This window comes from Pseudomonas sp. H3_E04 (assembly GCF_054668915.1).
Genome location: NZ_CP162797.1, coordinates 3,739,414 through 3,751,652 on the forward strand (window position 1 = coordinate 3,739,414; position 12,239 = coordinate 3,751,652).

Below are 12,239 nucleotides of genomic sequence, written 5' to 3' on the forward strand. Positions count from 1 at the left end.
TGTGTGCGGTGAAGCGCGATCAGATCGAGAACGACGAACCGCAACCACAAGTCGTTGTGGCATTCGGGTTTTTGATCACGAAGCGCGAACCTTCCAGACCTTCCTGATAATCCACCTCGGCACCGGCCAGGTACTGGAAGCTCATCGGATCGACCACCAGGCTCACGCCTTCGCGCTCGACAATGGTGTCGTCATCGGCCACGTCTTCATCGAAGGTGAAACCGTATTGAAACCCTGAACAACCGCCGCCCGTAACGAATACGCGCAGCTTCAAGCGATCATTCCCCTCTTCATCGACCAGGCTCTTCACCTTGTGCGCAGCACCTTGAGTGAATTGCAAAGCCGTGGGGGTGAAGGATTCGACGCTCATGCTGACTATCTCCCGGCGTTACGCCGCCATAATGCGTGATGACGCGCATTATCCGCTTGTCCTAGAAAATTGGTCAACTATTAGAAAGGCAGCTGCAAGCTTCAAGCGGTGAGCTTCAAGCTTGCGGCGCCTGACCTGTAGCGGCCGTTAAGGAAGCATACCGGCGTGGGACAGACCGAAGCGCTCGTCCAGGCCGAACAGGATGTTCATGTTCTGCACCGCTTGGCCCGAGGCGCCCTTGACCAAGTTGTCGATTACCGAAAGTACCACCACCAGATCGCCATCCTGTGGACGATGCACAGCAATGCGGCAGACGTTGGCGCCGCGCACGCTACGGGTTTCCGGGTGGCTGCCCGCTGGCATCACATCGACGAACGGTTCGTTGGCATAGCGCTTTTCGAACAGTGCCTGCAGATCAACCGAGCGATCCGCTACTGTTGCGTAGAGCGTGGAGTGGATACCGCGAATCATCGGAGTCAGATGCGGGACGAAGGTCAGGCCGACATCCTTGCCCGCTGCGCGACGCAGGCCCTGGCGAATTTCCGGCAGGTGACGATGACCTTTTACCGCATAGGCCTTCATGCTTTCCGACGTCTCGGAGTACAAAGAACCTACAGCCGCACCACGCCCGGCACCGCTTACACCGGATTTGCAGTCGGCGATCAAACGCGATGCGTCGGCCAGACCTGCTTCAAGCAATGGCAGGAAACCCAATTGTGTAGCGGTTGGGTAGCAACCTGGCACAGCGATAAGGCGCGCTTTCTTGATCTGCTCGCGGTTGACCTCCGGCAGTCCATAAACAGCTTCATCCAGCAATTCCGGCGCGCCGTGTGGCTGGCCATACCACTTGGCCCACTCATCAGCATCTTGCAGACGGAAGTCGGCGGACAGGTCGATGACCTTGGTACCCGCCGCCAGCAGCTCGCCTGCCAAGGCGTGAGCCACACCATGTGGCGTCGCGAAAAACACCACATCGCAAGCGCCAAGGGTTTTCACGTCCGGTACGCTGAACGCCAGCCCGTCATAGTGACCGCGCAGGTTCGGGTACATGTCAGCCACGGCCAGACCGGCCTCGGATCGGGAAGTGATGACGACCACTTCTGCCTGCGGATGCTGTGCCAACAGACGCAGCAGTTCGACACCGGTGTAACCCGTGCCGCCGACGATACCGACCTTGACCATAAACCTGCCCTCAACGAACCCACTGGAAAGCCGTCGATAATAGGGGCCGCGCGCGACTGCGACAACCGCCAAGGTGACGCGCGGACGCTCAAGCCTCTACTATCTGGCTACCGTGAATGAGGGAATAACCAAAAATGCTCTATCTATGGCTCAAAGCGTTTCACATTATCAGCGTCGTCTGCTGGTTTGCCGGGCTGTTTTACTTGCCGCGCCTGTTCGTTTACCACGCGCAAAGCACCGACACGATCAGCCAGGAACGCTTCAGCGTCATGGAGCGCAAGTTGTATCGCGGCATCATGGGCCCGGCGATGATCGCCACGCTGATCTTCGGTGGCTGGCTGATCTACCTCAACCCGAGCCTTTTCAGCCAGGGCGGCTGGATTCACGCAAAACTGACTCTGGTCGTATTGCTGATCGGCTACCACCACATGTGCGGCGCGCAGGTAAAACGCTTTGCCCGTGGCGAAAACACCCGCAGCCATGTCTTTTATCGCTGGTTCAATGAAGTGCCGGTTCTGATATTGCTGGCTATCGTAATTCTGGTCGTGGTCAAGCCGTTCTAACTTCAATCAATACAGATCCTTGGGGTGTTCACAATGTCGCTGCCCGCTTTGCTCGAACAACGTCTGCGTCTGCCCGTGGTAGCAGCGCCGATGTTCCTGATCTCCAATCCGGAGCTGGTACTCGCCTGCTGCCGCAATGGCGTGGTCGGCAGCTTTCCGGCGCTGAACCAGCGCGAAAGCAGCGGTTTCAAGGCTTGGCTGGAACAGATCGAGGCGGGCCTGGCGACGCTGGAAAATCCGGCCCCTTATGCGGTGAACCTGATCGTTCATCACAGCAATCCGCGCCTGCAGGCGGATCTGGATATCTGTGTCGAGCATAAGGTGCCAATCGTTATCACCAGCCTCGGCGCGGTGAAGGAACTGGTCGAAGCGGTGCACAGCTATGGCGGTCTGGTGTTTCACGACGTGACCACGCGGCGCCATGCCGAGAAAGCCGCTGAAGCCGGTGTCGACGGGTTGATTGCTGTCGCGGCCGGCGCCGGCGGGCATGCCGGCACCTGGAGTCCGTTTGCGCTGATCGCCGAGATTCGTCAGTTCTACGACAAGACGCTGTTGCTTGCAGGATGTTTGAACCATGGCCATGAGATTCTCGCCGCACAGCTGCTCGGCGCGGATTTGGCCTACTTCGGTACGCGATTTATCGGCACCACCGAAAGTCACGCGCCTGACGCTTATAAAGAGATGCTGCTGACAGCCAAGGCTGCCGACATCATTCATACTCCAGCGGTGTCGGGAGTGCCGGCCAGTTTCATGCGCCAGAGCCTGGAGGCGGCCGGTTTCGACATGGCTGCACTGCAAGGCAAGGGCGAGGTGAATTTCGGCGACAAACTCAAGCCGATCAACGATGAGGCCAAGGCCTGGAAGACCGTATGGTCGGCGGGCCAGGGTGTTGGTCAGATTGACGATCTGCCGAGCGTGGACCAATTGATCGCAAGGCTGGACGCTGAATATCGTCAAGCCCAAACGCGCGCTGCACAGCTGCCACAACGCTGGCCGCGCTGAGATACCCCGGCCAGTCGCTGGCAGACTGGCCTCGAACTGAATACAGCAAACCCAATCGCGACAAGGATGCCTCGGCCATGAGCGACACCCGTTACAAGATCGTCTTCGACGGCGCGCTGCAGCCCGGCGTCGACCTCACCACCGCCAAACTGAATCTGGCGGATCTGTTCAAAACCGATGTGGCCGCCATTGAGCGCCTGTTCAGAGGCCGCGCCGTCGCCCTCAAGCGTGACTTGTCCCACAGTGATGCACAGACGTATCTGCAGGCGTTGAACAAAACCGGGATCGACGCGCGGATAGAAGCGGAAACCGCCATCGAGCTGAATCTGGCGGATGTCCACGATAACCCTGCAGTGGTGGTGGACACTGACTCGCCTTACGCCCCTCCGCGCGCCAATGTCGGTGAAGCTCTGCCGCCATTCGCTACGCTCAAGCCATTCAGCGTCGAAGGCCGGATCGGTCGCCTGCGCTTTCTCGCCTGGACCATGGTCTTGAGCCTGGTGACCCTGCCCATCGTCGGCGTGTTTGCTTTGATTGCGCTGGGTCTGGTCAGCGGCGATTCGACCACCGGCCTGATCCTCGGTGGCATTCTGGCGGTCTTCCTGTTCATTGGCTTCATGATTGTCAGCATTCTGTTCAGCGTTCAGCGCCTGCACGATATCGGCTGGTCGGGCTGGCTGTGGTTGCTGAACCTGGTGCCGTTCGTGGGCAGCTTCTTCCCGCTGGTGATCATGGTCGTACCCGGCAATGCTGGCGCCAACCGCTACGGCCCACCGCCACCGCCCAACAGCACGGCGGTGAAAGTGCTGTGTTCCTTGTGGATCGTGTTCTTCGCGCTGATATTTGCCGGTGGACTCCTCGGCGGCTTCTCGGCTGTGCAGGAGGAGTACGAAAGCAATCTGGAGAGCAGCTATGACAGTGGTTCGGTGACCACCGATGAGGTTGAGGTCGTCGAACCGCCAGCGATTTCCGCCGACGAGGCAGCCGAACCGGCGCAGGCCCCTGTAGACTCTGCGCAAGAATGAACAGCGCTCCCCGCCGTGACAACCGCGTCGCCGGCGCGGAGCTGTTGCGATGGAGAACTGCATGACCCGTTACGCTCTGATCACTGGCGCTTCCAGCGGCATCGGCCTGGCCATGGCCGAAGCGCTGGCCAGGCGCGGCCGCAGCCTGATTCTGGTGGCACGACAGCGTGATCAGCTGGAAAGTATCGCCATCGAGCTGACGCAACGTTTCGATGTCGAAGTATTGTTTCGCGCCTGCGACCTCGGCGAACCGTTGCGCCTGTCCGGCTTCTTGCTGGAGCTGGAAGAAGGCGATCGGCAGATCGATCTGCTGGTCAATTGTGCCGGCATCGGCACCTGCGGGCCGTTTCTCGCGCAGGACTGGATGACCGAGCAGGACCTCATCGAGGTCAATATCCTCGCCCTCACCCGCCTCTGCCATGCGCTGGGTAACAGCATGGCGCTGCTGGGCGGCGGGCAGATTCTCAACGTCGCGTCCGTGGCCGCGTACAGCCCCGGCCCTTGGATGAGCACCTATTACGCCAGCAAAGCCTACGTGCTGCACTTTTCCGAGGCCTTGCGCGTGGAGCTCAAACAAAGCGGCGTCAAAGTCTCGGTACTGTGCCCCGGGCCGACACGTACACCGTTCTTCCGTACCGCGCAGATGAGTAGCGAAAAGATCGAAAGCAACCATTCGCTGATGATCCCGGAAGAAGTGGCGTTGCACGCTGTGCGCGCACTGGATAAAAACCGCGCCATCATCATTCCGGGACGACGCAACCGCTGGCTGGCGTTCCTGCCGCGACTGGGTTCGCGCTGGCTTAACCGGACGATTGTCGGCATGGTCAATAAAGCTTACTGCCCCCGCTAGGAAGACGACTTCGAAGCGGTACACTCGATTCAGCCCAACTCAACGGAGAAACAGCAGTGGATACTCTGTTCACCAAGATCATCAACCGGGAAATCCCGGCCAATATCATTTACGAGGACGACCAGGTTCTGGCCTTCCACGACATCGCCCCACAGGCTCCGGTGCACTTTCTGGTAATCCCGAAAAAACCGGTGCGCACGCTCAATGACCTGACTGAAGACGACAAGGCGCTGGCCGGGCACATCCTGTTCACTGCGCAGCGTCTGGCGCTGGAGCTGGGTTGCGAAGAAGGCTTCCGCGTGGTGATGAACTGCAATGAACTTGGCGGGCAGACTGTCTATCACATTCATATGCACGTGCTGGGGCAGCGCCAGATGAACTGGCCGCCGGGCTGATGGGCGACAACCGACTGTGGGAGTGAGCCTGCTCGCGAAGGCGCCGATATATTCAACACTTCAGTAGCCGATAATCTGCTTTCGCGAGCAGGCTCGCTCCCACAAAAAACCTGACCGCGCAGCAAGTGACCCAGCGCAAACCCTCGTCGGCCGATTCGGTTAAACTGGCCGCCGAGATTCTTCCCGGAGGTCAGCATGACTACCCAACGTCACTACTCGCCCATAGACCGTCTGCTGCTGCAAGCCGATGCCGCGATGCGCACGCTGTTGCCCTTCAGTGGCCAGCCGTACCGTCCGTCGCCAGCGATTCTGCAGCCGGATACGCAGATGAGCGATGAAGACACCCGCCACGTCGCCGGTCTGATGCGCATCAACCATACCGGTGAAGTCTGTGCCCAGGCGCTGTATCAGGGACAGGCGCTGACCGCCAAGTTGCCACAGGTGCGGGAGGCCATGGAGCATGCAGCTGAAGAAGAGATCGATCATCTGGTCTGGTGCGAGCAGCGCATCCATCAGTTGGGCAGCCACACCAGCGTGCTCAATCCACTGTTTTACGGCATGTCATTCGGTATCGGCGCGGTGGCCGGGCTGATCAGCGACAAGGTCAGTCTTGGTTTCGTAGCGGCGACCGAGCATCAGGTGTGCAAGCATCTTAATGAGCATCTGGAGCAATTACCGGCCGAGGACGAGAAGTCCCGGGCGATTCTCGAGCAGATGCGCATCGATGAAGAACACCATGCGGAAAGTGCTCTGGATGCAGGCGGGTTTCGTTTCCCGGCGCCGGTGAAATTCGGCATGAGTTTGCTGGCGAAGGTGATGACCAAGAGTACTTATCGGATCTGAGATCTGTGTCGGTGCTGATGACCTCTTCGCGAGCAGGCTCGCTCCCACAGAGGTTTTGTGTGAGGCATGAAAAAGGCGACCAGGAGGTCGCCTTTTTTGTGTCCGGTAATCTTAGGTCGGCATGTTGCGCGCGTAGAAGATTTCCAGCATTTCGTGTTTCACACGGTCGGTCACCTGGGCACGTTGCTCGGGCGAGAGGTTGCTGGTCGCGTCGCCGAACAGGTAGTTGTCCAGTTCGAAGTTCTTCAGCAGCATTTTGGTGTGGAACAGGTTTTCCTGGTACACGTTCACGTCGGTCATCTGGTACGCGTCGCGGGTGTCTTCGGAGAGGTAGTTCTGGATCGAATTGATCTCGTGGTCGATGAAGTGTTTATTGCCTTCAACGTCACGGGTGAAGCCGCGCACACGATAATCCACGGTCACGATGTCCGAATCGAACTGGTGAATGAGGAAGTTGAGCGCTTTGAGCGGTGAAATGACACCACAGGTCGACACGTCGATATCCACACGGAACGTTGCAATACCGTCGTCCGGATGGATTTCCGGATAGGTGTGCACCGTGATGTGGCTCTTGTCGAGGTGGGCCAGAATGATTTCGGGCAACGGGCCCGGCGATTCTTCGATCTGGCTGTCAGTCGGGGTCACCGGCTCCTCCGAAATCAGAATCGTGACGCTGGCGCCCTGGGGTTCATAGTCCTGACTGGCGATGTTCAGGATGTTGGCACCAATGATCTCGACAACTTCTGTGAGAATCTGCGTCAGGCGTTTCGCGTTGTACTCTTGATTGATGTACTCAACGTAAGCCTGCTGGTCTTGCGGAGTTTCCGCGTAGCAGATGTCATAGATGTTGAAGCTCAAGGTCTTTGTCAGGTTATTGAACCCGTGGAGCTTGAGTTTGCTTTTCACCGTTAAAAACTCTCTATGTATGCGGCGCGGCCGCGTGATCAAGCATGCCCGTCAAGTGCGAACAACGCACCTGCGTAGGACGGTTAACACCTCTTCGCGATGGCGATTTTGGTTATCTGTTCAGGCGGATGACCCGTCGGCTGACCGATCACTGCCCTGAAAAAAGTGGCGCATTATGCAGACGTCAGCGGGGGATCGCCAGAGTCTGCACTGCTTTTATGATAGTTGAATGTCGGTTTAGCCGAGTTCGACGATTTCATAATCGTGGGTGATTGCCACGCCAGCCGCGCCAAGCATGATCGACGCCGAGCAATACTTCTCGGCCGACAGCTCGATGGCGCGCTTGACCTGAGCTTCTTTCAGGCCCCGGCCCTTGACCACGAAGTGCATATGGATCTTGGTAAACACCTTGGGATCTTCAGTCGCACGCTCGGCGTCGAGGAAGGCTTCACAGCTTTCAACGGCCTGGCGCGACTTCTTCAGGATGCTGACCACGTCGAAGTTGCTGCAACCGCCGACACCCAGCAAAAGCATTTCCATCGGGCGAACCCCGAGGTTACGGCCACCAGCGTCCGGCGGGCCGTCCATCACCACGACATGACCGCTGCCGGATTCGCCGAGGAACATGGCTTCGCCAGCCCATTGGATGCGTGCCTTCATCGCCCAGACTCCACTGTAAAAAAAGGGTCGCCAGCTTAGCACAGCGCTTTGTCCCGACAGGAACGACGTCCTAGGACGGATGCTTTCTGGCTGTAGGTAATTTCTCGAATTTTCGACGAAGTGTCTGGTAAGCTGGCGCCAATTCGCTGGCGCCAATTCGTCAGCCCTGTAGCGACCGCCTTCAGCGCCTCATAAAAACTCAAACATCACCGTGCAGTCTTTTCGGGATACAACCATGGTTGCTATTACCCCCACACCCAAAATCAAGAACATCGACAAGCTGTTGATGCATTGCCAGCGCCGGCGTCATGCGGCCAAGAGCAACATCATCTGCGCCGGCGATCGCTCGGACACGCTGTACTTCATCATCAAGGGTTCGGTCACCATCCTCATCGAAGACGACGATGGCCGCGAGATGATCATCGCCTACCTCAACGCCGGGGATTTTTTCGGCGAACTGGGTCTGTTCGAGCAGGCAGGTCAGGAGCAGGAACGCAGCGCCTGGGTGCGGGCCAAGGTCGAATGTGAAACTGCGGAAATCAGTTACGCCAAGTTCCGCGAGTTATCGCAGCAGGATCCAGACATTCTTTACGTCCTCAGCGGACAAATCGCACAACGCCTGCGTAACACCACGCGCAAAGTCGGTGACCTGGCGTTTTTCGACGTCACCGGCCGAGTCGCCCGCTGCCTGCTGGAGCTGTGCAAACAGCCGGACGCCATGACCCACCCGGACGGCATGCAGATCAAGGTCACCCGCCAGGAGATCGGTCGAATCGTCGGCTGTTCGCGAGAGATGGTCGGCCGCGTACTCAAGGACCTTGAAGAACGCAACCTGGTCGATGTGAAAGGCAAGACCATGGTGGTCTTCGGCACGCGCTAGACGTAAATCTGCGCCAGCATCAAACGAAACAATTCATCGAGACGCGCCAACGCCTGTGGCGCGTTGAATTTCTCATGCAGGGCGATGTGGCTTTGCGCCCTCACCCGCTGCTCCAGCCCGCAGGCTTCATTGAAGCGATTGACCGCAGCGACCATCGATTGGCGCTCGTCATCCATCAGCATCGCACCGTGCACCAGCCCCACCGGACGCTGGCCGCCCTGACTCTGGCGCCAGCGCTGGGCGGTGCCGACCATTTTGCGACCGTCGAGATTGACGTTGAAACGACCATCACAGAATGCGCCGTCGATTTCCCCGACTGACGAGGTGCCACCCAATTCATCCAGCAACTGACAGATCGGATCGCATAGCCGACGGTAGCCGGTTTCGATGCGGTTCAAGTCGCCTTCACTGCGAGGAGGGGCATACACCAAGGCAATGTTGATGGTTGCAGCGGATTGCGGGACGGGCTCACCGCCGGTTTCACGCAACAGCACGGGCCAGCCAGCGACAGCGGAGACTTCGCAGGCGTGGTCGAATTGCGGAAGACGGTTGAGGCGGCGCGGCATGACCAGCGCGCGATCGGTGGGCTGCCAGAACAGCAGGCCGAATTCGGCGTCGCCGGCACAGACCGAGGCCAGCAAGTCCTGTTCGGCTTGCAGGCCGGATTCGATGGTCAGCGGGGTTGGCAGCGACATGGTGGGCTCCGGCAAGTTGAGTCTCTTTAGCGGATTCGAAGGCCCCTTCGCGAGCAGGCTTGCTCCCACAGGGGGAAATGCATTCCAAATGTGGGAGCGAGCCTGCTCGCGAATGAGGTCGACTCGGTCAGTCGAGGGTCGAACCGCTTACTACTGGACCACCACGCTCCGGAAAGAACAGGCGCTGCAATTCAATCCCCGGATTTTCCGCGCGCATGAACGCTTCGCCGACCAGGAACGAATACACGTCGCTGATTTCCATCAGTTCGACGTCGGCACGATTGAGAATGCCGCTCTCGGTGATCACCAGGCGATCGCGCGGGATACGCGGCAGCAGATCGAGGGTGGTTTCCAGGCTGACATCAAAGGTGTGCAGGTTGCGATTGTTGACCCCGACCAGCGGTGTGTCGAGGGTCTTGAGCGCGCGCTCCAGTTCGTCACCGTCGTGCACTTCCACCAACACGTCGAGACCGACGCCTTTGGCCACGGCGGCCAGCTCGGCCATCTTCACGTCGTCCAGTGCGGAGACGATCAACAGCACGCAATCGGCGCCCAGCGCGCGGGCTTCGACGATTTGGTAGGGATCGATCATGAAGTCCTTGCGGATCACCGGTAACTTGCAGGCGGCGCGCGCCTGTTGCAGGTAGGCATCGGCGCCCTGGAAGTAATCGATGTCGGTCAGCACCGACAGACACGTGGCCCCGCCCTTCTCGTAGCTCTTGGCGATGTCAGCCGGCACGAAGTCTTCGCGGATTACGCCTTTGCTCGGCGAAGCCTTTTTGATTTCGGCAATCACCGCCGGTTGTTTTTTCTTTGCTTGCGCCAGCAAAGCCTGGGCAAAACCACGGGGTGCATCGGCCGCCTTGGCCAGACTTTCCAGCTCGCTCAGGCTGACCCGGGCGCTGCGCTCGGCGACTTCCTCAACCTTGCGCGCCAGAATGTTTTCCAGAACCGTCGGTACACTCATCCTTCATTCTCCACTTTGAATACCGCGGTAAAGGCACCCAGCTCCTCGAGTTTTTCCCGAGCGAGGCCGGTGTGCAGCGCGTCGTGCGCCAGCTCCACACCTTGTTTCAGACTGCTTGCCAGGTCGGCGGCGTAAAGCGCCGCACCGGCATTGAGCACAATCATCTCGGCAGCTTTCTGGCCGTTTTCGGTTTTGCGCTTGCCGAGGGCATCGCGAATCAGCGCCAGCGACGCTTCCGGGCCTTCAACCGACAGGCCGTGCAGGCTCTGGCTCTTCATGCCGAGATCTTCCGGCTCGACCCAATACTCAGTGATTTCGTTGTTTTTCAGCTCGGCGACAAAGGTCGGCGCGGCGAGGCTGAACTCGTCAAGACCGTCCTTCGAATGCACCACCAGCACATGTTTGCTGCCCAGCCGCTGCAAGACTTCGGCCAATGGCCGGCACAGCGCCTGGGTGAATACGCCGACTACCTGATGTTTCACACCGGCCGGATTCGTAAGCGGGCCGAGCATGTTGAACAGCGTGCGCAGGCCGAGTTCGCGGCGCGGGCCGGCGGCATACTTCATCGCTTTGTGGTGAGTCTGGGCGAACATGAAACCGATGCCGACGTTGTCGATGCAACGCGCGACTTGGACCGGCGTCAGGTTCAGGTAGATGCCGGCAGCTTCCAGCAGATCGGCGCTGCCACTTTTGCCGGACACCGCGCGGTTGCCGTGCTTGGCCACGGTGCAACCAGCGGCTGCAACAACAAAGGAGGACGCAGTCGAGACGTTGAAGATATTCGCACCATCGCCGCCGGTGCCGACCACATCGACGACACCGTCGAGGGTTTTCAGCTCGACCTGATCGGCCAGCTCGCGCATCACCGATACGGCGCCGACGATCTCGTCGATGCTCTCGCTCTTCATGCGCATGGCCATCATGAACGCGCCGATCTGCGCTTCGGTGCATTGCCCGGTCATGATCTCGCGCATCACATCGCGCATTTCATCGGTGCTGAGGTCGAGGTGTTCGACGATACGGCTGAGGGCTGTCTTGATATTCATGGGAAGTCCTTAGCGCGTGCCGCCGGTTTGTTTGAGGAAATTGGCAAACAGTTCATGACCCTGTTCGGTGAGGATCGACTCGGGGTGGAACTGTACACCCTCGATGTTCAGGGTCTTGTGACGCAGGCCCATGATCTCGTCGACCGAGCCGTCATCGTGCTGGGTCCATGCGGTCAGCTCGAGGCAATCGGGCAGGCTGTCGTGCTTGACGATCAGCGAGTGGTAACGGGTGACGGTGAGCGGATGATTGAGGCCGGCAAACACGCCCTTGTCCTCGTGGAATACCGGGCTAGTCTTACCGTGCATGACTTGGCGGGCACGCACCACATCACCGCCGAAGGCCTGGCCGATGGACTGGTGGCCGAGGCAGACGCCGAGGATCGGCAGTTTGCCGGCGAAGTGCTTGATCGCGTCGATGGAAATGCCAGCCTCGGTAGGCGTGCACGGCCCCGGGGAAACCACGATGCGCTCGGGATTCAGCGCTTCGATTTCGGCGATGGTCAGTTCGTCGTTGCGCACCACTTTGACTTCGGCACCCAGCTCGCCGAGGTATTGCACAACGTTGTAGGTAAAGGAGTCGTAGTTGTCGATCATCAGCAACATGGCGTTTCGAACCTCTTGAATTCTGACTTGATGACAGCCTTCAGATGACTTGCCCGCAGAGCGCTGCGCGATGTCGGACGCGCACAGGGCGCCAGCACAGCGGCATTTCAAACGGACAAGGAAGGCAAAGCGATACAGATCCGGCGGAGCCGGCAGAAAAGATTCAGGCGCGCCAACGCCAGCGGGCGTGTGCCTTGATGACTTGATCCAGAAGTTTGCTGGTGATCAACACGGGGAAGGTCTCGTTCATAC

15 protein-coding genes are annotated in these 12,239 nt (G+C 59.1%); 7 read left to right on the forward strand and 8 right to left on the reverse strand.

Going from position 1 to position 12,239, the window contains the following annotated elements; all coding sequences use genetic code 11:
- Positions 1–19 precede the first annotated feature (19 nt).
- Together erpA and argC are read right to left on the reverse strand one after the other, a co-directional pair.
- Positions 20–370, reverse strand: a complete 351-nt coding sequence (gene erpA / locus AB4N53_RS16945) for an iron-sulfur cluster insertion protein ErpA (RefSeq protein ID WP_007918905.1) — start codon at positions 368–370, stop codon at positions 20–22.
- A 147-nt stretch (positions 371–517) separates the two neighbouring features.
- Positions 518–1,552, reverse strand: a complete 1,035-nt coding sequence (gene argC, locus AB4N53_RS16950; protein WP_101160815.1) for an N-acetyl-gamma-glutamyl-phosphate reductase — start codon at positions 1,550–1,552, stop codon at positions 518–520.
- Positions 1,553–1,686: 134 nt separating this feature from the next.
- On the opposite strand from argC, the gene hemJ reads away from it, so the two are divergent.
- The 6 genes from hemJ to coq7 all read left to right on the forward strand — a co-directional run bounded on the left by hemJ (position 1,687) and on the right by coq7 (position 6,230).
- Complete coding sequence (gene hemJ, locus AB4N53_RS16955) at positions 1,687–2,115, forward strand: protoporphyrinogen oxidase HemJ (protein ID WP_460121816.1); 429 nt, start codon at positions 1,687–1,689, stop codon at positions 2,113–2,115.
- Between the two features lie 33 nt (positions 2,116–2,148).
- Positions 2,149–3,117 carry an NAD(P)H-dependent flavin oxidoreductase gene (locus AB4N53_RS16960; protein ID WP_460121818.1) on the forward strand — a complete coding sequence of 323 codons (969 nt, stop codon included), beginning with the start codon at positions 2,149–2,151 and terminating at the stop codon, positions 3,115–3,117.
- A 77-nt stretch (positions 3,118–3,194) separates the two neighbouring features.
- On the forward strand, positions 3,195–4,142 hold the full coding sequence (locus AB4N53_RS16965) for a DUF805 domain-containing protein (RefSeq protein WP_460121820.1): 948 nt from the start codon (positions 3,195–3,197) through the stop codon (positions 4,140–4,142).
- A gap of 61 nt (positions 4,143–4,203) precedes the next feature.
- A complete protein-coding gene (locus AB4N53_RS16970) occupies positions 4,204–4,992 on the forward strand; it encodes an SDR family NAD(P)-dependent oxidoreductase (RefSeq protein WP_460121822.1) in 789 nt (262 codons plus the stop codon).
- 56 nt (positions 4,993–5,048) lie between these two features.
- Positions 5,049–5,387 carry a histidine triad nucleotide-binding protein gene (locus AB4N53_RS16975; RefSeq protein ID WP_016772924.1) on the forward strand — a complete coding sequence of 113 codons (339 nt, stop codon included), beginning with the start codon at positions 5,049–5,051 and terminating at the stop codon, positions 5,385–5,387.
- Positions 5,388–5,582: 195 nt separating this feature from the next.
- Positions 5,583–6,230 carry a 2-polyprenyl-3-methyl-6-methoxy-1,4-benzoquinone monooxygenase gene (gene coq7 / locus AB4N53_RS16980; RefSeq protein ID WP_253496334.1) on the forward strand — a complete coding sequence of 216 codons (648 nt, stop codon included), beginning with the start codon at positions 5,583–5,585 and terminating at the stop codon, positions 6,228–6,230.
- A 111-nt stretch (positions 6,231–6,341) separates the two neighbouring features.
- Here the strand turns inward: coq7 and speD are convergent, their stop codons facing one another.
- Complete coding sequence (gene speD, locus AB4N53_RS16985) at positions 6,342–7,136, reverse strand: adenosylmethionine decarboxylase (RefSeq protein WP_024014530.1); 795 nt, start codon at positions 7,134–7,136, stop codon at positions 6,342–6,344.
- Between the two features lie 237 nt (positions 7,137–7,373).
- A complete protein-coding gene (locus AB4N53_RS16990) occupies positions 7,374–7,796 on the reverse strand; it encodes an OsmC family protein (RefSeq protein WP_016772921.1) in 423 nt (140 codons plus the stop codon).
- A gap of 235 nt (positions 7,797–8,031) precedes the next feature.
- Between AB4N53_RS16990 and crp the strand changes: the two genes are divergently transcribed.
- The gene (gene crp / locus AB4N53_RS16995) at positions 8,032–8,676 is read left to right on the forward strand and encodes a cAMP-activated global transcriptional regulator CRP (RefSeq protein ID WP_460121825.1); all 645 of its coding nucleotides are present in this window, start codon (positions 8,032–8,034) and stop codon (positions 8,674–8,676) included.
- On the opposite strand, the gene AB4N53_RS17000 is transcribed toward crp, so the two are convergent.
- The 4 genes from AB4N53_RS17000 to AB4N53_RS17015 all read right to left on the reverse strand — a co-directional run bounded on the left by AB4N53_RS17000 (position 8,673) and on the right by AB4N53_RS17015 (position 11,987).
- A complete protein-coding gene (locus AB4N53_RS17000) occupies positions 8,673–9,371 on the reverse strand; it encodes a lipoate--protein ligase family protein (protein WP_460121827.1) in 699 nt (232 codons plus the stop codon). The genes crp and AB4N53_RS17000 overlap by 4 nt on opposite strands.
- A 127-nt stretch (positions 9,372–9,498) precedes the next feature.
- Positions 9,499–10,338, reverse strand: a complete 840-nt coding sequence (gene trpC / locus AB4N53_RS17005) for an indole-3-glycerol phosphate synthase TrpC (protein WP_073476588.1) — start codon at positions 10,336–10,338, stop codon at positions 9,499–9,501.
- A complete protein-coding gene (gene trpD / locus AB4N53_RS17010) occupies positions 10,335–11,384 on the reverse strand; it encodes an anthranilate phosphoribosyltransferase (RefSeq protein WP_041476682.1) in 1,050 nt (349 codons plus the stop codon). Before trpD ends, trpC begins: the two co-directional genes overlap by 4 nt.
- Positions 11,385–11,393: 9 nt before the next feature.
- Complete coding sequence (locus AB4N53_RS17015) at positions 11,394–11,987, reverse strand: aminodeoxychorismate/anthranilate synthase component II (protein WP_039757738.1); 594 nt, start codon at positions 11,985–11,987, stop codon at positions 11,394–11,396.
- Positions 11,988–12,239: the final 252 nt, after the last annotated feature.

Coding starts and splice junctions, on each gene's coding strand:
- trpC (WP_073476588.1), bottom strand. CDS start 10,338: ATGAGTGTACCGACGGTTCTGGAAAACATTCTGGCGCGCAAGGTTGAG.
- crp (WP_460121825.1), top strand. CDS start 8,032: ATGGTTGCTATTACCCCCACACCCAAAATCAAGAACATCGACAAGCTG.
- AB4N53_RS17000 (WP_460121827.1), bottom strand. CDS start 9,371: ATGTCGCTGCCAACCCCGCTGACCATCGAATCCGGCCTGCAAGCCGAA.
- AB4N53_RS17015 (WP_039757738.1), bottom strand. CDS start 11,987: ATGTTGCTGATGATCGACAACTACGACTCCTTTACCTACAACGTTGTG.
- AB4N53_RS16965 (WP_460121820.1), top strand. CDS start 3,195: ATGAGCGACACCCGTTACAAGATCGTCTTCGACGGCGCGCTGCAGCCC.
- coq7 (WP_253496334.1), top strand. CDS start 5,583: ATGACTACCCAACGTCACTACTCGCCCATAGACCGTCTGCTGCTGCAA.
- hemJ (WP_460121816.1), top strand. CDS start 1,687: ATGCTCTATCTATGGCTCAAAGCGTTTCACATTATCAGCGTCGTCTGC.
- trpD (WP_041476682.1), bottom strand. CDS start 11,384: ATGAATATCAAGACAGCCCTCAGCCGTATCGTCGAACACCTCGACCTC.
- AB4N53_RS16970 (WP_460121822.1), top strand. CDS start 4,204: ATGACCCGTTACGCTCTGATCACTGGCGCTTCCAGCGGCATCGGCCTG.
- erpA (WP_007918905.1), bottom strand. CDS start 370: ATGAGCGTCGAATCCTTCACCCCCACGGCTTTGCAATTCACTCAAGGT.
- AB4N53_RS16960 (WP_460121818.1), top strand. CDS start 2,149: ATGTCGCTGCCCGCTTTGCTCGAACAACGTCTGCGTCTGCCCGTGGTA.
- AB4N53_RS16990 (WP_016772921.1), bottom strand. CDS start 7,796: ATGAAGGCACGCATCCAATGGGCTGGCGAAGCCATGTTCCTCGGCGAA.
- argC (WP_101160815.1), bottom strand. CDS start 1,552: ATGGTCAAGGTCGGTATCGTCGGCGGCACGGGTTACACCGGTGTCGAA.